At 31.5% G+C, this 23,713-nt stretch carries 23 protein-coding genes; 15 read left to right on the top strand and 8 right to left on the bottom strand.

Annotation, left to right across the window (positions count from 1 at the left end; all coding sequences use genetic code 11):
• Positions 1 to 51 precede the first annotated feature (51 nt).
• Both HMPREF2658_RS09490 and csbB read left to right on the top strand, forming a co-directional pair.
• Entirely contained in the window at positions 52 to 891 is an 840-nt protein-coding gene (locus tag HMPREF2658_RS09490) for an aldo/keto reductase (protein WP_000931231.1), read from the top strand.
• 131 nt (positions 892 to 1,022) lie between these two features.
• The gene (gene csbB, locus HMPREF2658_RS09485; protein ID WP_000702775.1) at positions 1,023 to 2,006 is read left to right on the top strand and encodes a lipoteichoic acid-specific glycosylation protein CsbB; all 984 of its coding nucleotides are present in this window, start codon (positions 1,023 to 1,025) and stop codon (positions 2,004 to 2,006) included.
• Positions 2,007 to 2,077: 71 nt separating this feature from the next.
• Here the strand turns inward: csbB and saeS are convergent, their stop codons facing one another.
• The 8 genes from saeS to queC form a co-directional block, all read right to left on the bottom strand.
• A complete protein-coding gene (gene saeS / locus HMPREF2658_RS09480) occupies positions 2,078 to 3,133 on the bottom strand; it encodes a two-component system sensor histidine kinase SaeS (protein ID WP_000244415.1) in 1,056 nt (351 codons plus the stop codon).
• The gene (gene saeR, locus HMPREF2658_RS09475) at positions 3,133 to 3,819 is read right to left on the bottom strand and encodes a response regulator transcription factor SaeR (RefSeq protein ID WP_000149344.1); all 687 of its coding nucleotides are present in this window, start codon (positions 3,817 to 3,819) and stop codon (positions 3,133 to 3,135) included. The genes saeS and saeR overlap by 1 nt, the downstream gene beginning before the upstream one ends.
• Entirely contained in the window at positions 3,794 to 4,267 is a 474-nt protein-coding gene (locus tag HMPREF2658_RS09470) for a DoxX family membrane protein (protein ID WP_001037807.1), read from the bottom strand. The genes saeR and HMPREF2658_RS09470 overlap by 26 nt, the downstream gene beginning before the upstream one ends.
• Before the next feature lie 340 nt (positions 4,268 to 4,607).
• Complete coding sequence (locus HMPREF2658_RS09465; RefSeq protein ID WP_001093554.1) at positions 4,608 to 5,048, bottom strand: DM13 domain-containing protein; 441 nt, start codon at positions 5,046 to 5,048, stop codon at positions 4,608 to 4,610.
• Positions 5,049 to 5,327: 279 nt separating this feature from the next.
• Complete coding sequence (locus HMPREF2658_RS09460) at positions 5,328 to 5,912, bottom strand: hypothetical protein (protein WP_000637683.1); 585 nt, start codon at positions 5,910 to 5,912, stop codon at positions 5,328 to 5,330.
• Positions 5,913 to 6,010: 98 nt separating this feature from the next.
• Entirely contained in the window at positions 6,011 to 6,724 is a 714-nt protein-coding gene (gene queE, locus HMPREF2658_RS09455; RefSeq protein ID WP_001062976.1) for a 7-carboxy-7-deazaguanine synthase QueE, read from the bottom strand.
• Positions 6,725 to 6,727: 3 nt separating this feature from the next.
• A complete protein-coding gene (queD, locus tag HMPREF2658_RS09450; protein ID WP_000941336.1) occupies positions 6,728 to 7,147 on the bottom strand; it encodes a 6-carboxytetrahydropterin synthase QueD in 420 nt (139 codons plus the stop codon).
• 1 nt (position 7,148) lies between these two features.
• Positions 7,149 to 7,817 (bottom strand): 7-cyano-7-deazaguanine synthase QueC, encoded by a 669-nt coding sequence (gene queC / locus HMPREF2658_RS09445; RefSeq protein WP_000446726.1) that lies wholly within the window; start codon positions 7,815 to 7,817, stop codon positions 7,149 to 7,151.
• A 350-nt stretch (positions 7,818 to 8,167) separates the two neighbouring features.
• On the opposite strand from queC, the gene HMPREF2658_RS09440 reads away from it, so the two are divergent.
• The 13 genes from HMPREF2658_RS09440 to HMPREF2658_RS09375 all read left to right on the top strand — a co-directional run bounded on the left by HMPREF2658_RS09440 (position 8,168) and on the right by HMPREF2658_RS09375 (position 23,637).
• A complete protein-coding gene (locus tag HMPREF2658_RS09440; protein ID WP_000604517.1) occupies positions 8,168 to 8,761 on the top strand; it encodes an anthranilate synthase component II in 594 nt (197 codons plus the stop codon).
• Positions 8,745 to 9,896 (top strand): chorismate-binding protein, encoded by a 1,152-nt coding sequence (locus tag HMPREF2658_RS09435; RefSeq protein ID WP_001217805.1) that lies wholly within the window; start codon positions 8,745 to 8,747, stop codon positions 9,894 to 9,896. The genes HMPREF2658_RS09440 and HMPREF2658_RS09435 overlap by 17 nt, the downstream gene beginning before the upstream one ends.
• Complete coding sequence (locus HMPREF2658_RS09430; RefSeq protein WP_001175790.1) at positions 9,896 to 10,504, top strand: aminotransferase class IV; 609 nt, start codon at positions 9,896 to 9,898, stop codon at positions 10,502 to 10,504. Before HMPREF2658_RS09435 ends, HMPREF2658_RS09430 begins: the two co-directional genes overlap by 1 nt.
• A gap of 65 nt (positions 10,505 to 10,569) precedes the next feature.
• Complete coding sequence (locus HMPREF2658_RS09425) at positions 10,570 to 10,776, top strand: hypothetical protein (protein ID WP_016528696.1); 207 nt, start codon at positions 10,570 to 10,572, stop codon at positions 10,774 to 10,776.
• 92 nt (positions 10,777 to 10,868) lie between these two features.
• Entirely contained in the window at positions 10,869 to 11,579 is a 711-nt protein-coding gene (locus HMPREF2658_RS09420; protein WP_000708692.1) for a 5-oxoprolinase subunit B family protein, read from the top strand.
• A complete protein-coding gene (locus HMPREF2658_RS09415) occupies positions 11,563 to 12,567 on the top strand; it encodes a 5-oxoprolinase subunit C family protein (protein ID WP_054194602.1) in 1,005 nt (334 codons plus the stop codon). The genes HMPREF2658_RS09420 and HMPREF2658_RS09415 overlap by 17 nt, the downstream gene beginning before the upstream one ends.
• Positions 12,568 to 13,040: 473 nt before the next feature.
• The gene (ltaS, locus tag HMPREF2658_RS09410; protein WP_000098285.1) at positions 13,041 to 14,981 is read left to right on the top strand and encodes a polyglycerol-phosphate lipoteichoic acid synthase LtaS; all 1,941 of its coding nucleotides are present in this window, start codon (positions 13,041 to 13,043) and stop codon (positions 14,979 to 14,981) included.
• A 270-nt stretch (positions 14,982 to 15,251) separates the two neighbouring features.
• A complete protein-coding gene (locus HMPREF2658_RS09400) occupies positions 15,252 to 17,135 on the top strand; it encodes an ABC-F family ATP-binding cassette domain-containing protein (protein WP_000525111.1) in 1,884 nt (627 codons plus the stop codon).
• A gap of 11 nt (positions 17,136 to 17,146) precedes the next feature.
• On the top strand, positions 17,147 to 18,928 hold the full coding sequence (gene recQ / locus HMPREF2658_RS09395) for a DNA helicase RecQ (protein WP_000983676.1): 1,782 nt from the start codon (positions 17,147 to 17,149) through the stop codon (positions 18,926 to 18,928).
• Between the two features lie 220 nt (positions 18,929 to 19,148).
• Entirely contained in the window at positions 19,149 to 20,126 is a 978-nt protein-coding gene (locus tag HMPREF2658_RS09390) for an ABC transporter ATP-binding protein (RefSeq protein WP_000589263.1), read from the top strand.
• Positions 20,119 to 21,633, top strand: coding sequence for an ABC transporter permease/substrate-binding protein (locus HMPREF2658_RS09385; protein ID WP_000606781.1), 1,515 nt, complete (start codon positions 20,119 to 20,121; stop codon positions 21,631 to 21,633). The genes HMPREF2658_RS09390 and HMPREF2658_RS09385 overlap by 8 nt, the downstream gene beginning before the upstream one ends.
• Positions 21,634 to 21,872: 239 nt before the next feature.
• Positions 21,873 to 22,931, top strand: a complete 1,059-nt coding sequence (gene hisC / locus HMPREF2658_RS09380) for a histidinol-phosphate transaminase (RefSeq protein ID WP_000663021.1) — start codon at positions 21,873 to 21,875, stop codon at positions 22,929 to 22,931.
• A 157-nt stretch (positions 22,932 to 23,088) separates the two neighbouring features.
• Entirely contained in the window at positions 23,089 to 23,637 is a 549-nt protein-coding gene (locus HMPREF2658_RS09375; RefSeq protein WP_000197263.1) for a 5' nucleotidase, NT5C type, read from the top strand.
• Positions 23,638 to 23,713 lie beyond the last annotated feature (76 nt).

Genomic DNA, 23,713 nt, shown 5'->3' with positions numbered 1-23,713 from the left:
ATTAGGGTAATGTAAAGATATAAAAGATACATAGATTGGAGAGATATAAAGATGTTGAATGAGATACAAATATTAAAAAATGGATACCCGATGCCTTCAGTTGGATTAGGTGTTTATAAAATCTCTGACGAAGATATGACTAAAGTTGTAAATGCTGCAATTGACGCAGGCTATAGAGCGTTTGATACAGCATACTTTTATGATAATGAGACTTCACTAGGACGAGCATTAAAGGATAATGACGTCGATAGAGAAGATTTGTTTATAACAACGAAGTTATGGAATGACTATCAAGGTTATGAGAAAACATTCGAATATTTCAACAAATCGATTGAAAATTTACAAACTGATTATCTTGATTTATTTCTAATACATTGGCCTTGTGAAGCAGATGGTCTATTTTTAGAAACATATAAAGCTATGGAAGAACTTTACGAGCAAGGTAAGGTAAAAGCAATAGGTGTATGTAATTTTAATATTCATCATCTAGAAAAATTAATGGCTCAATCAAGTATCAAACCAATGGTGAATCAAATTGAGGTACATCCATATTTTAACCAACAGGAATTACAAGAGTTTTGTGATCGTCACGATATTAAAGTGACTGCATGGATGCCTTTGATGAGAAATAGAGGACTACTAGACGACCCTGTCATTGTTAAAATTGCTGAAAAATATCATAAAACACCAGCACAAGTTGTATTGCGTTGGCATTTAGCACACAATAGAATTATTATTCCAAAATCTCAGACACCTAAACGCATTCAAGAAAATATAGATATTTTAGATTTTAATTTAGAATTAACAGAAGTAGCTGAAATTGATGCTTTAAATAGAAATGCAAGACAAGGTAAAAATCCAGATGATGTGAAAATTGGGGATTTAAAATAACTGGATGTTAAATTTTACGTTTATGAATGCCTTTTAATGTGTACATTAAAATAAATGAGTTGGTTTTTACTATTTGATAAAACAATACTCAGGTACATTCAAAATCTTTTAAATAAAAAGGATGGACATAGATGAAAATTAGAGTCGTCATTCCTTGTTTTAATGAAGGGGAAGTCATTACACAAACACATCAACAATTAACTGAAATACTTTCACAAGATAGTAGTGTGAAAGGCTATGATTATAATATGCTTTTCATAGATGATGGTAGTACGGATACCACTATAGATGAAATGCAACATCTTGCCACAATAGATAGACATGTCAGCTTTATTTCTTTTAGTAGAAATTTTGGAAAAGAAGCAGCTATGATTGCAGGTTACCAGCATAGTACTGAATTTGATGCAGTCATCATGATAGATTGTGATTTGCAACATCCACCTGAATATATTCCGAAAATGGTTGAAGGTTTTATGGAAGGGTATGATCAAGTGATTGCAAAGCGTGATAGAAGTGGTGAAAATTTTAGTCGCAAAACATTAAGCCATTTGTACTATAAGTTAGTTAATTGCTTTGTAGAAGAAGTACAATTTGATGATGGTGTTGGTGATTTTAGACTTTTAAGTCAAAGAGCTGTTAAGTCCATTGCATCACTTGAAGAATATAATCGATTTTCAAAAGGATTATTTGAATGGATAGGATATAATACTAAAGTGTTTACGTATCAAAATGTTGCGAGACAAAAAGGAGAATCTAAGTGGTCCTTTAAAAAGTTATTTAATTATGGTATTGATGGATTGATTTCCTTTAATAGTAAACCTTTGAGAATGATGATATATCTTGGCTTATTTATTTTTTCAATAAGCGTGTTATATATTATCTATTTATTCATCAATATTATGATTTCTGGTGTTAATATTCCAGGATATTTTTCAACGATTGCAGCTATTTTATTATTAGGCGGCATACAGTTAATTTCAATTGGTGTTGTAGGTGAATATATTGGCAGGATATATTATGAAGTTAAGGCACGTCCTAAATATATTATTCAAGCTACAAATCTTTCAAGTATTGAAAATGATGAGAAGGATACCCATAAAATTTACTCTAAATAAACAAAAAAAGAAGCCCTCATCAATGAGAGCTTCTTTTTAGTCTTTGCATTTTATTTTATAAATAAATCGGATTATGACGTAATGTCTAATTTGTGTAATGTTACAGTCATCGTAGTTCCTACATCTATATCACTGCTTACACTGATTTTTGCGTTATTTTGTTGCGCGAGTTCATTAGCTATATATAAGCCTAATCCAGAACCACCCGTTTTTGTATTACGAGAGTTTTCTACTCTGAATGTTCGTTCGAATATACGTTCTTGTAGTTCTGGTATAATGCCAATACCTTCATCGCTAATAGCAATGTCGATAGTATCTTGATCTTTATTTTCACTAATATTAATATCAATGCGACTACCAACATTTGAAAATTTTAGCGCATTATCAAGTAAGTTTGTTAAAATACGCTCAAGTGGCGTTCGATATTGATAAAATGCATCAATTTCGCTACAGAAATTCACTTCTAATGTACGGTTTTCATGTTTGATACGTTGCTCATATGGTTGCAATATTGATACAAGTAATTGGTCTAGTTGTATTAATTCTGGGGGATATGTTTTACCTGTATTTAAAGTGATAATATGAGTCATATCATCAAATAATGTTGATAATCTGTTTGCTTGTTTAATTAATATGTCGTATGACTCTTTAATCTCATGATCCTTTGTGATTATACCATCACGTAGTCCTTCAGAATATGAAATAATGCTTGCTAAAGGTGTTTTTAAATCATGGGCTAAGTTTTGAATCAGTTCTGTTTTTTCTTGTTGTTCGGATTTAATTTGATTCATTTGTTGCGTAATTTCAGAAGCCATTTTATTAAAAGATTGATTTAATTCATAAATTTCTTTTGGTGAATTAAACGTTTTATCATTGCTTGCGTAATTTCCGTTAGCAAATTGCTTAGTTTTTATATTAAACTGCTTAATTTTTTGTATAAGTGGATTAATAAAAATACTACATATTAATAAGGTTAAACAGCTTGTAATTATTGTCGTTAAGGTCAAAGTTAGTGTCATATGGCCATTAAACCACATTAAAATATATGCAATTGCTAAAATAGTTGAAGTTAATAGTATACTCGATACGACGCCAATAATGATTTGACTTCTAATTGATAACACCATTATCGGCTCCTTTCAAATTTATATCCTAATCCCCATACAGTTGTGATGGTATATGTTGTAAAGCTCTCTTTTTCTAATTTTTCTCTAATACGGTGTATATGGACATTCACGGTATTAGCATCTTCGTAATAGTCATATCCCCAAACTTTTTCAAGTAATTCTGATTTAGAAATAACTTCATTTTCTCTAGAAGCTAAATACCACAATAACTCAAATTCCTTAATACGCATAGGGACTTCGTGACCATTTACAGTCACAACTTTACTTAAGTTAATAAGTGTTAATTCATCAAACGACAGTTGTTCAACTGGTTGATGATGGTATTTCTTCATTCTTGTAAGTAAATTATTAATACGTAAAACGAGTTCCCTTGGACTAAATGGTTTTTTGACATAGTCATCTGCACCTAAAGTTAAGGCATAAATGGTATCATGTTCTTGTGTTTTGGCAGTTAAATAGATAAAGGGGATATCTAATTTTTGCCTTTTCATTTCTTTGACAATGTCGTAACCATTAACTTCTGGCATCATGATATCAAGTACCATGATATCAATATCATTTGATAGTAAAGAAATTGCTTCTTTACCGCTAGTTGTCGTTGTTACTTTGTAACCTTCATATTCAAAATAGGTTTGACAAATGTCTACAATGTCTTGTTCATCATCCACGATCAGTAAGTGGGTCATCTATTTTTTCACCTCTGTTCTTACGACCTCTAAAGTAATTAATGATTTCTTTAAGTGAAATCTGTTTTAACAATGAGTGACTCATTAGTAAAAGGATAAAGAAAGTTAATTGAAGAGGATACGTAAATATCATATCTGCTAAGATATAATTTATCATAACAAAGGCTCCAAAGAAACTAGCAGCATATGCAAAAACTCCAAAAATTAAACCTAATCCAATTGCAATCTCTCCGAGTGGGACAACAATATCAAATAATGACGTCGTATGTGCAACTATATTTGCGAAAAACCACTTATACCACTCTGGTGAATCAGTATTGTTAGCGATGACTGGTACTAAACCTTTCAGCGTAAATCCGCCCGTTAATTTTTCATAGCCTTGCATTAACATAACAATACCTGAACCCACACGAATGATAAATGTAACGAGTAGCAATAATTTATTCATGATGTTCACATTCTTTCTATTTATTGTGTGTAATTTATATAAACATAAGATTAAGCAACATAATGTGATTTGTAGTGTTATGTGAACAGGAAGTGTTTGAGCTCATGGGTTGCTTAAGCTAAACAAACCTCAAGCTCTAAAAAAATTTACTTATGTGCTCTACAATCTTATGGGATTTAATAGTTGTATATATATTGAAAAAAGGAAAGTATGATTTCTACAAGCTAAGGGGGCTGTGAAATCATACGCTTTCCATTGAGTAATGAGTGTAATGTATATTTTAAAATTTGTAATGTATAGTAATAGTATGTTGTAAATAAAAGTTTAACTCAGAAATTGATTATTTTAATTTAGCGCCGCCGAAGATGACGTGAGCTTTTTTACAATAGATTGTTACTTCATCATATTTGCTTAAATCTACATTTTTAAGATCAAATGTTTGTTTTTCTTTATCGTAGTCAACCATTGCGATTTCTTTACCGTTTTTAATGTCGCCATTTTTTGTTAGGTAGACGTATAAATCTGGACCTTTTGATGATTTGTAGTTAGTAAGCATTAATTTACCATTTTTAATCTCAGCTTTACCTTCAACAGTTTCACCGTTTTTAGAACTGAATGTACCAGTTAGGTGTTTTGTTTTATCAGTTTTAACATTGCTATCTTCTGACTTTGTTTTTTGTTCAGTTTTGTTACCTTGATCTTGTGAATTAGAATTACCACAAGCGCCTAAAGTTAATACAGCGGCAGCAGCACCAACTGCTAAAAAATATTTTGTATTCATGCTAACGCCTCATTTCTTCAATTTGATAAGTTAAGTTTAAAATGAAGGCAAATAATATGCCATTAACTAATTCTTAACTTCGTTTAAATATCGCTTAACTAATATTGAAGAAAGAATAATTTGAAAATGAAAATAATTGTCTGATTTAAATAAATAGGAGTCAAAATAAGAGGAGGGCGGTTTTTTAAGTGAGAAAATATTTATCTAAACTAGTTATCACTATAAAACACTTCTGATATATCGAACTAAGAATATCAGAAGTGTTTTATAGTTTTGATATTAAAATTTATAAACCTTTTGCCACAATAAAAACAACAAGAAAATAAGATAGACGATTAAATACAAGTACCAATATGGTGTTAAAACCATCATAACGATAAATGAAATGTTAATAATGATAAGTCCTTTAATCATTAGTTTCTTTATTTTGTTATTATTTTCAGCAGTTTCATCTAAGTTATTAAATGTTGAAATAAACAACATAATACCACCAATGATGAAAATGGCAGGGGCTAAAAATGGAATAGACATATATATTGATTGTGTACTTGAAAAGTCGGTAACACGTTGCGTTAAACTGACAACAATCGTTAATATGATAGCAATAAATTTTTGGTCTGTAATGTATACAGGTTTTAATTTTTTATCAATGTAAAACTGTAGTATCGTCCAAATGATAAACATCGTTATAGTACACAGAGTAATAAAGTTATATTTATCAATTATGAATGTATTTATAAAGGCGTTTATAGTTATAGATAACAACATTGCACTTAATGATAAATGTTGCATTTGATGCCTATATAAATTGAATCCAGTTATAAGTACGACGATAGCAATATTAATTAATATATATACAATCATGATGGACTCCTGTTCGTTATACTTCAATCAACTATTATATCAATTAATATATTGTTATTCATTAGATATGACTTGTAAAAAGTAAAATAAGTTATCCTTTATACACCTTTTTTATTACTCCAAAGTAATGTATGAAGTTGTGGTAACACATAAACGTGATTCATATCATTACTTTGCATAACTAAATCCACCAACTGCTCGTAGCGTTCTAACAACTTTTCGGTATGATTATCTACGCTGTCTGATAAATATGGGTTACCAACTTGTAAATAGAAGGGAATATCTGGATAACGGTGGTGTATCATTTTGGCAAAATCATAATCTTTATCGTCGAATACAACTACTTTTAAGTTTAATGAGGAAGGTACGCATTGTGCAATCACTTCATCTAACTTTTTTAAATCAGGCGTCATAGTTGAACTTGGTGGTTTTGGACTAATCGTTAAATCATCAATTTGTGTCATCCAAGGTTGGAATTTACTGCCTTGCGTCTCCAGTGCGCTGAAAATACCTTTATCTTGAAATAAGTCAACTAACTCTTGGATACCTTTAATTAATGCTGGGTTACCACCAGAAATTGTAACGTGGTTAAATAAATCGCCACCAATTCGTTTTAATTCATCATAAATTTCTTCAGCGGTCATGAGTTTTATATCGCTTTTAGCACTACCATCCCAAGTAAATGCAGAATCACACCAGCTACAGCGATAATCACATCCAGCTGTTCTCACAAACATCGTTTTTCTACCGATTACTCGACCTTCACCCTGAATGGTTGGACCGAATATTTCGAGTACAGGAATTTTAGCCATTAGTTACACCTGTTCCTTTGGTCTAAATACGACATAACTTGTTGGTGTTTCTCTTACAAATACTTGAATACATTTTGGTTGGTGTTCGAGCGATGCCAAATTTTCTTTAACAATTTGATAAATTGTTTCCGCTACGATTTCAGTTGAAGGGATTTTGTTTTTAAAAGCAGGTAAGTTATTTAACAGTTGATGGTCAAATTTACCGTGTATCATCTTTTTCAAATGACTAAAGTTCACTAAAAAGCCAGTGTCATCTAGTTTATCACCGACAATTGTTAAATTAACAAAGTAAGTATGACCATGGACATTTTGACAAATACCTGCTTCTTCACACGGAATGTGATGTGCAGCTGAAAAATTAAAATCTTTATTTAATTCGAATTGATATGGATGCGTTGTACTAGGATAGATTTGTTGTAACAATTTAAAGCGCTCCTTTACTTTCAAGATATTGATTTAGTCCACGTTGACGTAAATGACAAGCTGGACATTCACCACAGCCATCCCCAATGATACCGTTATAGCATGTTAATGTTTTTGTACGAATATAATCTAAAACTTCGAGTTCATCACTTAATTTCCACGTTTCTGCTTTGTTTAACCACATTAAAGGAGTATGAATAACAAAATCTTTGTCCATAGCTAGGCTTAATGTTACGTTCATTGATTTTATAAAACTATCGCGACAGTCTGGGTAGCCTGAAAAGTCTGTTTCACATACGCCTGTAATAATATGCTTAGCCCCAATTTGATAAGCTAGAGCGCCTGCAAACGACAAGAAAAGTAAATTTCTAGCTGGAACAAATGTATTAGGTATACCATCTTCATTATTAGTAATTTCCATATCATGTTGTGTTAATGCGTTTGGAGTAAGTTGTGATAATAATGACATATCTAAAACGTGGTGTTTCATTCCTTGATCTTGTGCAATTTGTTTTGCGACTTCAATTTCAGTATCATGTCTTTGTCCATAATTAAACGTTACGAGTTCAACTTCTTTGAATTGTTTTTTTGCATAAAAGAGACATGTTGTACTGTCTTGACCACCACTAAAGACAACGATGGCTTTTTCATTATTTAATACACTTTCCATTTTGTAATTGCTCCTATCATTAATAATATTAATAAAGAGGTTAATGGCATTGATAAGCCCGTTTTTAATTTATAAAATAAAAAAAGCCTATCTCCATAAAAGATAGACGAAAGAAATGGGTTGCTCCTATAATATATATTAAAGGTTTACCAACGAATGTTTGAAATTTCAATGTCTAGTTTTTTATAGAGGGTTTCAGCTAGGAACCTCTGATATTCATTTATGTACGATGAATAGAATATACCATATATTAGTTAAAATCAAGGTCAGGATAATGACAATGCCTTTAAAGTTTTAGCTACATCCAATACATATTATAAAAATAAAACACATTTAGAACGGAGTATACAATGATTCTAGTCATAGATAATAATGATTCATTTACATATAATTTAATAGACTATATTAAGACTCAAACGAAACTAACAGTTCAAGTTGTTGGTATTGATAATCTGCTGATAGAAGACGTCATTAATATGAAGCCAAAAGCAATTGTTATTTCACCAGGGCCGGGTAATCCTGATGATTATCCAATCTTGAATGAAGTGTTAGAACAATTTTATCAGCGTGTACCTATACTAGGTGTATGTTTAGGATTTCAATGTATCGTGTCTTATTTTGGTGGAAATATCATTCACGGCTATCATCCTGTACACGGACATACTACACAGTTACGCCATACCAATGAAGGTATTTTTCAAGGACTGCCTCAAAATTTCAATGTAATGCGTTATCATTCATTAATTGCTGACGGAGCGACTTTTCCAAATTGCTTAAAGGTTACAGCAAAAAACGATGAAGCGATTATTATGGCATTTGAGCATATTACATTTCCGGTTTTTGGTGTGCAATATCATCCTGAATCTATTTTGAGTGAATACGGTTATCGACAGGTTGAATTATTTTTATCGAAGGTAGGTGATTATTGTGAGAATAGAATATAATTATCGCTACTATCTAACTGAAAATGAATATAAGCAATACCATATTCAATTAAAGGGATTTATAAAGAAGTATGTTGCCACTAAGTTGGCTGATGTGGGAGAAGTGATACACTTTGCACAAGCGCAGCAACGACAAGGTAGATATGTTTCGTTATATTTAAGTTACGAAGCGGCAAAGTATTTTAATCATGTTATGTGTACACATTCATTAGCTAAAGATGATATTTATGCAGTAGCTTATAGTTTTAAAAAAGCGGAAAACATAAATTCAATATATGAACATCAAACTTCTTATGTATCAAAACATCATTTTTCATTTGTTGAATCTTCTGAGGTTATGATGACTAATATTAAACGTGTCCAACAAGCAATTGTTGAAGGCGAAACGTATCAGGTGAACTATACGGCGCGCTTAACGGATAACATTTATTATCCTATTAGTACTTTATATGAACGATTAACTCAATTTAGTAATGGTAATTATACTGCGTTATTACAAACTGATGAAATCCAAGTAGCGTCTATCTCACCAGAATTATTTTTTCAAAAAGGACAATTTAACAATGTCGATAACGTTATCATAAGCAAACCGATGAAAGGGACAATGCCTAGAGGTAAAACGGAAGCTGAAGATCAACAGTATTATAAAACATTGCAAACTTCTTCGAAAGATCGTGCAGAAAATGTCATGATTGTTGATTTACTAAGAAACGATATAGGGAGAATATCACAGAGTGGCTCAATTAAGGTGTATAAACTATTTTTCATTGAGGCATATAAAACTGTATTTCAAATGACTTCGATGGTAAGTGGAACTTTAAAAACTAATACAGACTTAACTCAAATTTTAACATCGTTATTTCCTTGTGGTTCGATTACAGGTGCACCGAAACTGAATACAATGAAATATATTAAACAATTAGAAAGTTCACCTCGTGGAATATACTGCGGAGCAATTGGACTATTACTTCCAACTGAAGATGATAAAATGATTTTTAATATTCCGATTCGTACTATTGAGTATAAATATGGACAAGCGATTTATGGAGTCGGAGCAGGTATTACAATTGATTCTAAGCCAAAAGATGAAGTAAATGAATTTTACGCAAAAACCAAGATTTTGGAGATGTTATAATGCAATTATTTGAAACAATGAGAATTGATAATGGACATATCCCTAGACTTACTTATCATACTAATCGCATAAAATGTTCTTCTGAGCGATTAAACTTTAAATTTGATGAACATGCATGGCGAAATGAATTAAACGATGTAACAACAAAGTATCACAGTGGCCAATATAGACTTAAAATCGTATTACATGCTGAAAGCGAATTTGAAACGATAGTGTCACCTTTACCTGAGAAAAGTAGTTTTACAGCAAAATTTCAAGTGTTGCCCAAAGCAGTTAATCCAACTTTTATAAATAATAAAACGACAGAACGAAAGCATTTAGCACACAATCATGAAACGGATTTAATATTACTAACCTCAGAGGACGGCAAGGTCCTTGAATTTGATATTGGCAACGTTGTCATTGAAGAGGATGGAAAATGGTACACACCAAGTTATAAAGATGATTTCTTAAAAGGATGCATGCGTGATTATTTAATAGATAGTGACAAACTTGTTGAAAAAGACTTTAATAAAAGCGAATTGATTTATAAATATCATAACAATGAGATACGTTTATTTTTGATAAATAGTTTACGAGAGGTTGCCGATGTCCACCTTTGCCTTTAAAATTAGTATGATAATAATGTAGAAAATGAAGTGAAAACAAATTTAAAAATTAAATGGGGCCAAATATGATTATTGTTTATATTGTGCTGTTGTTAATTCTTGTATACGTAAATTATCGATTTGTGAATCGATTGCTATCTGAAAATAGAATATATGTTGTTCGTTTGATAGCAACAATTACTACTGTTATAAGCTTTATCCTAGTATACGCATTAATTCGCGAACTCATGCCTTTTGTTGTGCGAGCAATGGATTTAATGTATCACCAGTAAATTAAGTGAGTAGGTAAAATGAACTATTCAATCGATTCTATAATTAAAAATCAAAGTAAAGTAAAGTAACCAAATATTGAAGAGGTGTACAAATGAAAATATATAGTCAAGGTGACCAAGCCATTGTAGTCGCAATTGAAAAAGAAGTATCTAAAAGTTTAACCGAAGATTTATTAACACTTCGCTCATATTTAATTGAACAAAATTATCCATTTATTATAGAAATTGTGCCATCAGAATCAGACATGATGATTGTCTATGACGCAAGGGATATGATTAAACACCATAATATACAATCACCTTTTTTATACATGAAAGCACTAATAGAATCGATTCATTTAAACATAAAACATGATTTTAACCAGCAAGATTTGATTGAAATACCAATTGTTTATGGTTCGAAATATGGTCCAGATTTAGAATCACTTTTAAAACATTACAAAATCAAGCTAGAAACATTTATTGAATTACATTCTAAGGCGCAATATTTTGTTTCGATGATGGGATATTCACCTGGGTTTCCTTATTTAACTGGATTAAATAAGAAATTGTATATTAATCACACGAGTAAACAGAAAAAATTCATTCCGGCTGGTTCTGTAGTACTTGAAGGGAAAAAATGCGGTATTGTAACTACGGATACAATTAATGATTGGTTAGTTATTGGTTATACACCATTATCACTTTTTAATCCGAAAGAATCAGATTTCGCACGCTTAAAGTTAGGCGATAATATTAAATTTAGACCTATCAATGAAAATGAATTAGAAGTAGGAGCGTTTAAAGATGTCAATCATAATTGAAAAAAGTGGCTTATTCAGTAGCTTTCAGGACTTTGGTAGAAGGGGATATGAACATGATGGTGTAATTCCATGTGGTGCACTTGATACTTTAGCACATGAAATTGCTAATCGATTAGTTGCAAATGACAAGAATGAAGCAACTTTGGAAATGACTAATAAAATGGCGACGATTCATTTTACAGAACCTACACTGATTGCATTAGCAGGAGGTAATGTAAAAGCTTACACTGAGCATATGACTATATCTCCATATAAATTGTATTTGTTAGATAAAGGCGATGTTTTAAAGTTTAGAGAAACAAGTTATACATCGCGAGTGTATTTAGCTGTGGGAGGTGGATTTGAATTAGATGCATGGTTAGGATCTAATTCAACCGACTTTAATGTAAAAATAGGTGGGTTTAAAGGAAGAACATTACAAGATGGCGATGAAATAAAGCTTAAGAGAGATTATACAGCTCGTCATCATAAGTTATTTGAAAACCTTGCTCACACGAAACAAACAGATTGGGGTATTGATGGATACGCCTTGTCATTTAATTATATGTCTGATGTATTTCATGTCGTTAAAAATAAAGGTACTGAAGATTTTAAAGAAGATGCCATTCAAAGATTTGTGAAACATGATTATAAAGTAACGAGCAAAGCAAATCGCATGGGGATGATGCTTGAAGGTGAAAAAATCAAAGCTTTTTATGAAGATATGCCACCATATCAGACTGTCAAAAAAGGAACGATACAAATTAAGCGTGATGGCACACCTATTATCTTATTAAATGATCATTATACGTTAGGTAGCTACCCGCAAATCGGTACAATCGCAAGTTATCATTTAACGAAATTAGCACAAAAACCGCAAGGATCACGTTTGAAATTTCAATTTATAGATATTTTAACGGCTGAAAAGAACCTCGTTAAGTATAGTAACTGGTTAAACCAATTATTCCATGGAATAGAATATAGAATGCAATTAGAAATGATGAAATAATATTTGGTACGTAGCTCATACTCGAGTCCGATGCAAATAATTTCCTCCTAATGTATAATGAAATAATACTGTGTTTTATCTGCGAAATGTATCATATATTAATTCGTTTCACAGTAAAATGAAAAGATAAAGTGTGTTTTTACTTGAATTTTGACTAAAATTACTCTATATTTATTAATTGAGCTATGCTTATTATTACAATTTGATTACAAATTTTAAATTTGTTAATTGAATGATAATATTAAATAAAGAGACTTACACAAGCAAATATGAGTTGTAGCCCAAAATACTTGTTAAATCAAAGTTGAAAGCTACAAATAATGAAAATTATAAACTTGAATCTGAAAGTAATTACTATAATTATGACAATGTTAACTTTTAAACGCACTTATTAATTAACTACATAATGTTAATATCTAATTTATTCAAGTACTTTCGCAAGATTTATTATCTAAATAACGGGGGAAAGAATCATGAGTTCACAAAAAAAGAAAATTAGTCTTTTTGCGTTCTTCTTATTAACCGTAATAACGATTACCTTGAAGACGTATTTTTCTTATTATGTTGATTTTTCTTTAGGTGTTAAAGGTTTAGTACAAAACTTAATATTATTGATGAATCCTTATAGTTTAGTAGCACTGGTTTTAAGTGTGTTCCTATTCTTTAAAGGCAAAAAAGCATTTTGGTTCATGTTCATAGGCGGCTTCTTATTGACGTTCCTATTATATGCCAATGTTGTGTACTTTAGATTCTTCTCGGATTTTTTAACGTTTAGTACTTTAAACCAAGTAGGTAACGTAGAATCTATGGGTGGTGCGGTTAGTGCATCATTCAAATGGTATGACTTTGTTTATTTCATTGATACGTTAGTTTACTTATTCATTTTAATATTTAAAACAAAATGGTTAGACACAAAAGCATTTAGTAAGAAATTTGTTCCTGTCGTAATGGCGGCTTCAGTAGCATTATTCTTCTTAAACTTAGCTTTTGCTGAAACTGACAGACCAGAATTATTAACACGTACATTTGACCATAAATATTTAGTGAAATATTTAGGACCTTATAACTTTACAGTTTACGATGGTGTTAAAACAATCGAAAATAATCAACAAAAAGCGTTAGCATCTGAAGATGACTTAACAAAAGTATTAAATTATACGAAACAACGTCAAACAGAGCCTAACCCAGAATATTATGGGGTGGCAAAGAAGAAAAATATTATTAAGATTCATTTAGAAAGTTTCCAAACCTTCTTAATTAATAAAAAGGTTAATGGTAAAGAAGTAACACCGTTTTTAAACAAATTATCAAGTGGGAAAGAGCAATTCACATACTTCCCTAACTTTTTCCATCAAACAGGTCAAGGTAAAACATCTGACTCTGAATTTACAATGGATAACAGTTTATACGGTTTACCGCAAGGTTCTGCCTTTTCATTAAAAGGAGATAATACGTATCAGTCATTACCAGCAATTTTAGATCAAAAGCAAGGCTACAAATCTGATGTCATGCACGGTGACTATAAAACATTCTGGAACAGAGACCAAGTATATAAACACTTTGGTATCGATAAATTCTATGATGCAACATACTATGACATGTCAGATAAAAACGTTGTAAACTTAGGCTTGAAAGACAAAATTTTCTTTAAAGATTCTGCTAATTATCAAGCTAAGATGAAATCACCATTCTATTCTCATTTAATTACATTGACTAACCACTATCCATTCACATTAGATGAAAAGGATGCAACTATTGAGAAGTCAAACACAGGTGATGCAACAGTTGATGGTTATATTCAAACAGCACGTTATTTAGACGAAGCATTAGAAGAATATATTAATGACTTGAAGAAAAAAGGATTATATGACAATTCAGTGATTATGATTTATGGTGACCACTATGGTATCTCTGAAAACCATAACAATGCCATGGAAAAACTATTAGGTGAAAAAATCACACCAGCTAAATTTACAGATTTAAACAGAACTGGTTTCTGGATTAAAATCCCTGGTAAATCTGGTGGTATCAATAATGAATATGCTGGTCAAGTCGATGTAATGCCAACAATTTTACATTTGGCTGGTATAGATACGAAGAACTATTTAATGTTCGGTACTGATTTATTCTCTAAAGGTCATAATCAAGTAGTTCCATTCAGAAATGGTGACTTTATAACAAAAGATTATAAATATGTTAATGGTAAGATTTATTCTAATAAAAATAATGAACTCATAACTACTCAACCAGCTGATTTCGAAAAGAATAAAAAGCAAGTTGAAAAGGATCTCGAAATGAGTGACAACGTGCTTAATGGTGATTTGTTTAGATTCTACAAAAATCCAGACTTCAAAAAGGTAAATCCTTCGAAGTATAAATATGAAACAGGACCTAAAGCAAACTCTAAAAAATAATATTTAAACACGAACTCGGATTGATAAAATATCAATCCGGGTTTTTATTATGTTCTTTTATATTATTTTTTAAATTATATGTGTTGATAAAAAGGTATATTATAAAGATCATTAGCATAGTCATCAAAGCCTTATCAAGTTTTATTTATAGTTGAAGCAACAAAATATTAAATTATGACACTTAACGGTATCGATTTCTTTTGATTTCAAAAAGGTGTATAATGTATAGAACTGATTTAAGTACGTAGAGATTTCAACAGAAGAAGGAAGATGGGTATGGAAGCATATAAAATTGAACATTTAAATAAATCTTATGCCGATAAGACTATATTCGATAACCTAGATTTATCAATTTCAGAAGGTGAAAAAATAGGTTTGGTAGGCATAAATGGTACAGGGAAAAGTACGTTGTTAAAAGTAATTGGTGGTATTGATGATGATTTTACAGCCAATGTTATGCATCCAAATCAATATCGAATTCGATATTCGTCTCAGAAACAGGACCTTAATGAAGATATGACAGTTTTTGATGCAGTATTAAGTTCTGATACAACAACTTTACGTATCATCAAGCAATATGAGCAGGCAGTACAAGCTTATGCGGATGATCAAAGTGATAAATTGTTCAAGCGAATGATGGATGCGCAAGATGCTATGGATCAACATGATGCTTGGGACTATAACGCTGAAATTAAAACAATCCTCTCAAAACTAGGTATACATGATACTACTAAATACATTAAAGAATTATCCGGCGGACAACAAAAACGTGTTGTACTTGCTAAAACATTAATAGAACAACCAGATTTATTGTTATTAGATGAACCTACGAACCATTTAGACTTCGAATCAATCAGCTGGTTGATCAATTATGTGAAGCAATATCCTCATACAGTTTTATTCGTAACCCATGATCGATATTTTTTAAATGAAGTTTCCACTAGAATTATTGAACTAAACAGAGGTAAGTTAGCGTCATATCCTGGTAACTATGAATCTTATATTGAAATGCGCGCTGAAAGAGAAGTAACACTTCAAAAGCAACAACAAAAACAACGAGCTTTATATAAGGAAGAACTTGCTTGGATGAGGGCTGGCGCTAAGGCTCGTACTACAAAGCAACAAGCTAGAATTAATCGATTTAATGACCTAGAAAATGAAGTTAACCAGCAATATAAAGACGATAAAGGTGAATTGAATCTTGCTTATTCAAGATTAGGTAAGCAAGTGTTCGAATTAGAAGACTTATCAAAGGCTATTAATGATAAAGTATTATTTGAACATCTGACGGAAATTATTCAAAAAGGTGAGCGTATTGGTGTTGTTGGGCCAAATGGAGCTGGTAAAACAACACTCTTAAATATTTTGAGTGGAGAAGACCAACAATTCGAAGGTAAATTGAAGACTGGGCAGACGGTTAAAGTAGCTTATTTTAAGCAAACAGATGAGACCCTGGATAGAGATATTCGTATGATTGATTATTTAAGAGAAGAAAGTGAGATCGCAAAAGAAAAAGATGGAACCTCGGTATCTATTACACAACTTCTTGAACGATTTTTATTTCCAAGTGCAACTCATGGTAAAAAAGTTTATAAATTATCTGGAGGAGAGCAAAAGCGTTTGTATTTATTACGTTTACTCGTACACCAGCCAAATGTTCTGTTGTTAGATGAACCGACAAATGATTTAGATACTGAGACTTTAACAATACTTGAAGATTATATTCATACTTTCGGTGGTACAGTGATTACCGTAAGCCATGATCGTTACTTCTTAAATAAAGTTGCACAGTCATATTGGTTTATTCATGATGGTCAGATGGAAAAGATTATCGGAACTTTTGAAGATTATGAAAGTTATAAAAAATCATTAGATAAAAATAAATCCACATTGAAGCAACAATCTAAATCTTCTACAACTGTACGTAAGAAAAATGGTTTATCATATAAAGAAAAATTAGAATATGAACAATTGATGAAACGCATAGAACAAGCGGAAGTAAGAATGGAAGAAATTGATGTGCTCATGATTGAGGCAAGTGCAGATTATGGGAAAATTAAAGAATTAAACGAAGAAAAAGAACAACTTGAAATTCAATATGATTTAGACATCACAAGATGGAGTGAGTTAGAAGAAATTAAAGAACAACAATAAGGGGTCAATTTATGATGCAACAAACATTATCGCATTACTTTGGGTATGAAACGTTTCGACCAGGACAAGAAGAAATTATTAGCAAAGTATTAGACCATCGTAATGTGCTTGGTGTCTTACCAACTGGTGGAGGTAAGTCTATATGCTATCAAGTACCAGGTTTATTGTTAGGTGGTACAACAATTGTAATAAGTCCACTTATATCATTAATGAAAGATCAAGTGGATCAATTAAAAGCGATGGGAATTCAAGCTGCTTTTTTAAATAGTAGTTTGACTCAAAAAGAGCAACAACGTATTGAAAAAGCATTATCAAATGGAGAAATTCAATTTTTGTATGTTGCACCAGAACGATTTGAAAACCGATATTTTTTAAATATGCTTCAGCGTATAAAGATTCATTTAGTCGCGTTTGATGAAGCGCATTGTATATCTAAATGGGGACATGATTTCAGACCGAGTTATCAAAACGTCATTTCTAAAGTATTTACATTACCTCAAGATTTTACAATAATAGCGTTGACAGCAACTGCCACGGTTGAAGTACAGCAAGATATTAGAGAAAAGTTAAATATCGCTCAAACTGATCAAATTAAAACGAGTACTAAGCGTAGAAATTTAATTTTTAAAGTAAATCCTACTTATCAACGTCAAAAATTTATATTAGATTATATTAAAACACACGATGAAGATGCAGGTATTATTTATTGTTCTACACGTAAGCAAGTTGAAGAGCTTCAAGAAGCCTTAGAAAGCCAGAAAATTGAAAGTGTTATATATCATGCAGGTTTGAGCAATAAAGAAAGAGAAGAAGCGCAGAATGATTTCTTATTTGATCGTGTTAAAGTAGTTGTTGCTACAAATGCTTTTGGTATGGGTATTGATAAATCTAATGTACGTTTTGTTATACATTATAATATGCCTGGAGATTTAGAATCTTATTATCAAGAAGCGGGACGTGCAGGTCGTGACGGATTGAAGAGTGAATGTATTTTGTTATTTAGCGAACGCGATATCAATTTACACGAGTATTTTATAACAGTCTCACAAGCTGATGATGACTATAAAGATAAAATGGGCGAAAAGTTAACTAAAATGATTCAATATACAAAAACAAAAAAATGTTTAGAAGCAACAATTGTCCATTATTTTGAACCGAATGAAAAATTGGAAGAATGTGAACAATGTAGTAATTGTGTTCAACAAGATAAATCATATAATATGACACAAGAAGCTAAGATGATTATTAGTTGCATCGCTCGTATGAAACAACAAGAGAGTTATAGTGTTATCATTCAAGTGTTAAGAGGAGAGTCAACAGATTATATTAAGTATAAAGGTTATGACCAAATTTCAACCCATGGTTTAATGAAAGGTTACACAACATCAGAATTAAGTCACTTAATAGATGAATTAAGATTCAAAGGGTTCTTAAATGAAAATGATGAAATATTAATGTGTGATACTTCAATTAAAAAATTACTCAGTAATGAAGTAGAAGTATTCACAACACCATTTAAGCAAAAAGCGACTGAAAAAGTATTTATAAATACGGTTGAAGGGGTTGACCGAGCATTATTCAGTCAGTTGGTAGAAGTTCGTAAAAAGTTAAGTGACAAATTAACAATAGCACCTGTAAGTATATTTTCTGATTACACGTTAGAAGAATTTGCTAAACGTAAGCCTGCTTCGAAACAAGATATGATTAATATTGATGGCGTAGGTAGTTACAAATTAAAACATTATTGTCCAGCATTTTTAGAAACGATTCAAAATTATAAAGCCAAAGTATAGTGAAGGCACCTAGTAAACATTACTTGTTTTACTGGGTGTTTTTTGAATTCAAAGTAAAATAACACTATTTCTTAACTGGAGATTACCTATTATTCATTATTTTGTTAAAAAAGTTCAAGGATAAATCATTTAAATTTGAAAATTGTAATAAACGTGGTTAAATAGGGAATACATACATATAATCTCGGTTTTATGCTATGAGAAAAAAAGAGGTGGCAAAGTGATTAAGTTTAAAAATGTAACTAAGCGTTATGGCAAACATGTTGCTGTCGATAACATTAGTTTCAATATTAATGAGGGTGAATTTTTTGTACTAATTGGACCTTCAGGTTGTGGAAAAACTACGACCTTAAAAATGATTAATCGACTCATTCACTTAAGTGAAGGTTATATTTATTTTAAAGATAAACCAATAAGTGATTATCCAGTATACGAAATGCGTTGGGATATTGGATACGTATTGCAGCAGATTGCATTATTCCCACATATGACAATCAAAGAAAATATAGCACAAGTGCCACAAATGAAAAAGTGGAAAGAAAAAGATATAGATAAAAGAGTAGATGAATTACTTGAAATGGTTGGATTAGAACCTGAAAAATATAAAAACAGAAAACCTGATGAATTGTCAGGGGGACAACGACAACGTGTAGGAGTTATACGTGCGTTAGCAGCTGATCCACCAGTTATTTTAATGGATGAACCGTTTAGTGCATTAGACCCAATCAGCCGAGAAAAACTTCAAGATGATTTAATTGAATTACAAACTAAAATTAAGAAGACAATCATATTTGTTACACATGATATTCAAGAGGCGATGAAACTTGGTGATAAGATTTGTCTTTTGAATGAAGGTCATATTGAACAAATTGATACACCAGAAGGATTTAAAAATAATCCTCAAAGTGAATTTGTTAAACAATTTATGGGTAGTCATTTAGAAGATGATGCGCCATGTGTTGAAGAGAACGCAATTATCCGTGACTTGGGTATAATGAAACCAATCGATGAGGTTACATCTATGAGTGCTTATCCAATTGTTTATGACAATCAACAAATTGAAGTATTGTATCAACATTTATCAGAGAGCGAGCGTGTCATTGTCATGCAAGAAGATAGCGTAGGTCAATATGTTATTGATAGGAAAGATATCTTCAAATATTTGTCCCAGAAAAAGGAGGTAGCTCAACATGATTAACTTTTTCGACATATTGAGTGAACGTAAGGGGCAACTATTTTCGACAATGATAGAACATATTCAAATATCATTTATCGCATTATTGATTGCAACTGCTATTGCGGTACCATTAGGTATTTTATTGACGAAGACTAAAACGATATCTGAAATCGTAATGAATATTGCGGCAATTCTTCAAACCATACCATCGTTGGCATTATTAGGTTTAATGATTCCTTTATTTGGTATCGGTCGTGTGCCAGCAATTATTGCACTTGTAGTGTATGCGTTGTTACCAATTTTAAGGAATACGTATACTGGAATTAAAGAAGTTGATCCATCACTCATTGAAGCGGCTAAAGGTATAGGTATGAAACCATTTAGACGTTTAACTAAAGTTGAACTTCCGATAGCAATGCCTGTTATAATGGCTGGTGTAAGAACGGCTATGGTATTAATTATAGGTACAGCAACACTAGCAGCATTAATTGGTGCAGGCGGACTAGGTGATTTAATTTTATTAGGTATAGACCGTAACAATGCATCATTGATATTATTAGGTGCAATTCCAGCAGCCTTATTGGCAATTATATTTGATTTAATTTTAAGATTTATGGCTAAATTGTCATATAAAAAGTTATTGATAACGTTAGGTGTTATAGTGATGATTATTATACTGGCCATCGCTATTCCTATGTTTGCACAAAAAGGTGATAAAATTACGTTAGCTGGAAAGCTTGGCTCCGAGCCTTCGATTATTACAAATATGTATAAAATTTTAATAGAAGAAGAGACCAAAAATACTGTAGAAGTGAAAGATGGTATGGGCAAAACAGCATTTTTATTTAATGCTTTAAAATCTGACGATATAGATGGGTATTTAGAGTTTACTGGAACAGTTTTAGGTGAATTAACAAAAGAACCATTGAAGTCAAAAGAAGAGAAAAAAGTATATGATCAAGCTAAGCAAAGTCTTGAAAAGAAATATCAAATGACGATGTTAAAACCAATGAAATATAACAATACGTATGCTTTAGCTGTAAAACGTGATTTTGCTAAACAACATAATATACGTACAATTGGTGATTTAAATAAGGTTAAAGATCAACTTAAACCAGGATTTACATTGGAATTTAATGATCGTCCAGATGGTTACAAAGCTGTTCAAAAGGCTTATAATTTAAATTTAGATAACATACGTACAATGGAACCTAAGTTGAGATATCAAGCGATCAATAAAGGTAATATTAATTTAATAGATGCATATTCAACTGACGCTGAATTAAAACAATATGATATGGTTGTGTTAAAAGATGATAAGCACGTATTTCCACCATATCAAGGAGCGCCATTATTTAAAGAAAGCTTTTTAAAGAAACATCCAGAAATTAAGAAACCGTTAAACAAACTAGCAAACAAAATATCTGATGAAGATATGCAAATGATGAACTATAAAGTAACAGTTAAAAATGAAGACCCATATACAGTTGCGAAAGATTATTTAAAAGCAAAAGGGTTAATCAAATAACGACCAACGCCACATAAGATGAGGGGCACGCCATTATATCTTATGTGGCGTTGCTATATTTAAATACATGCATATGTTCAATTTAAGCATGCAATAATTATTATAAAATATGACATGTCAAATACTATGTAAGCTAGTAATATGTGAAAATAGTAGCATTGCATTTTAGAAACATAGAGCGATATAATGAATATAAGTTTTTTAAAATTTCAGTTAATTCTAAGGAGGTTGTTTTTATTATGAAAGAACAACTTAATCAACTATCAGCATATCAGCCTGGTTTATCTCCAAGGGCATTGAAAGAAAAGTATGGCATTGAAGGAGATTTATATAAACTTGCATCAAATGAAAACTTGTATGGACCATCGCCTAAAGTTAAAGAAGCGATATCAGCACACTTAGATGAGTTATATTATTATCCTGAAACAGGATCACCGACATTAAAAGCGGCGATTAGTAAACATTTAAATGTAGATCAATCACGCATTTTATTTGGTGCGGGATTAGATGAAGTTATATTAATGATTTCTAGAGCAGTATTAACGCCAGGGGATACTATTGTTACAAGTGAAGCGACATTCGGTCAATATTATCACAATGCGATTGTTGAATCAGCTAATGTGATACAGGTACCTTTAAAAGATGGTGGCTTCGACTTAGAAGGTATTTTAAAAGAAGTTAATGATGATACGTCATTGGTATGGTTATGTAATCCAAATAATCCTACAGGTACGTATTTTAATCATGAGAGCTTAGATTCGTTTTTATCTCAAGTACCATCACATGTTCCGGTACTCATAGATGAAGCTTATTTTGAATTTGTGACAGCAGAGGACTACCCGGATACACTTGCTTTGCAACAAAAATATGACAATGCATTCTTATTACGTACATTTTCAAAGGCGTATGGATTAGCGGGTTTACGTGTAGGATATGTGGTAGCAAGTGAACATGCGATTGAAAAATGGAACATCATTAGACCACCATTTAATGTGACACGTATATCTGAATACGCAGCAGTTGCAGCACTTGAAGATCAACAATATTTAAAAGAGGTAACACATAAAAATAGTGTTGAACGCGAAAGATTTTATCAATTACCTCAAAGTGAGCATTTCTTACCAAGTCAAACGAATTTTATATTTGTAAAAACAAAGCGGGTAAATGAACTTTATGAAGCACTTTTAAATGTAGGGTGTATTACGCGACCATTTCCAACTGGTGTTAGAATTACAATTGGTTTTAAAGAACAAAATGATAAAATGTTAGAAGTTTTATCAAACTTTAAATACGAATAGAAAAGGGCACCACATGGTATGAATATGTGCCAAAATGCGGTGTGAATGATGAGGTGAGAGCATTCAGTGTAAAAAGCAACAATAGATGATATTGTTTTGTATCAATTGCTTTTTTGCTATACTGAATTAATACTGATATTTTGAGGAGAAGATTAAAATGACCCGTAAATCAATCGCGATTGATATGGATGAAGTATTGGCAGATACATTAGGAGAAATCATTGATGCTGTCAATTTTAGAGCGGATTTAGGTATTAAAATGGAAGCTTTGAATGGTCAAAAACTTAAACATGTTATTCCTGAACATGATGGATTAATTACAGAAGTATTGAGAGAACCAGGCTTCTTCAGACATCTTAAAGTGATGCCGCATGCACAAGAAGTTGTGAAAAAATTAACTGAACATTATGATGTATATATTGCTACAGCAGCAATGGATGTACCAACATCATTTAGTGATAAATATGAATGGTTACTAGAGTTCTTTCCATTTTTAGATCCACAGCATTTTGTTTTTTGTGGTAGAAAAAACATCGTTAAAGCTGATTATTTAATAGATGACAATCCTAGACAGCTTGAAATTTTTACTGGTACACCGATTATGTTTACAGCAGTGCATAATATTAATGATGATCGATTTGAACGCGTAAATAGCTGGAAAGATGTAGAACAGTATTTTTTAGATAATATTGAGAAAGAAAAATAAATCACTTGAACCATTTTATGTAGCAAATAAAATGCATATACTGGGGCCCCAACACAGAGAATTTCGAAAAGAAATT

Origin of the sequence: Staphylococcus sp. HMSC062H10 (assembly GCF_001836945.1) — a bacterium.
In the GTDB taxonomy this organism is placed as follows: domain Bacteria; phylum Bacillota; class Bacilli; order Staphylococcales; family Staphylococcaceae; genus Staphylococcus; species Staphylococcus aureus.
Note: the sequence above shows the minus strand (reverse complement) of the source record. Positions and strands in the feature narration are given on the sequence as shown.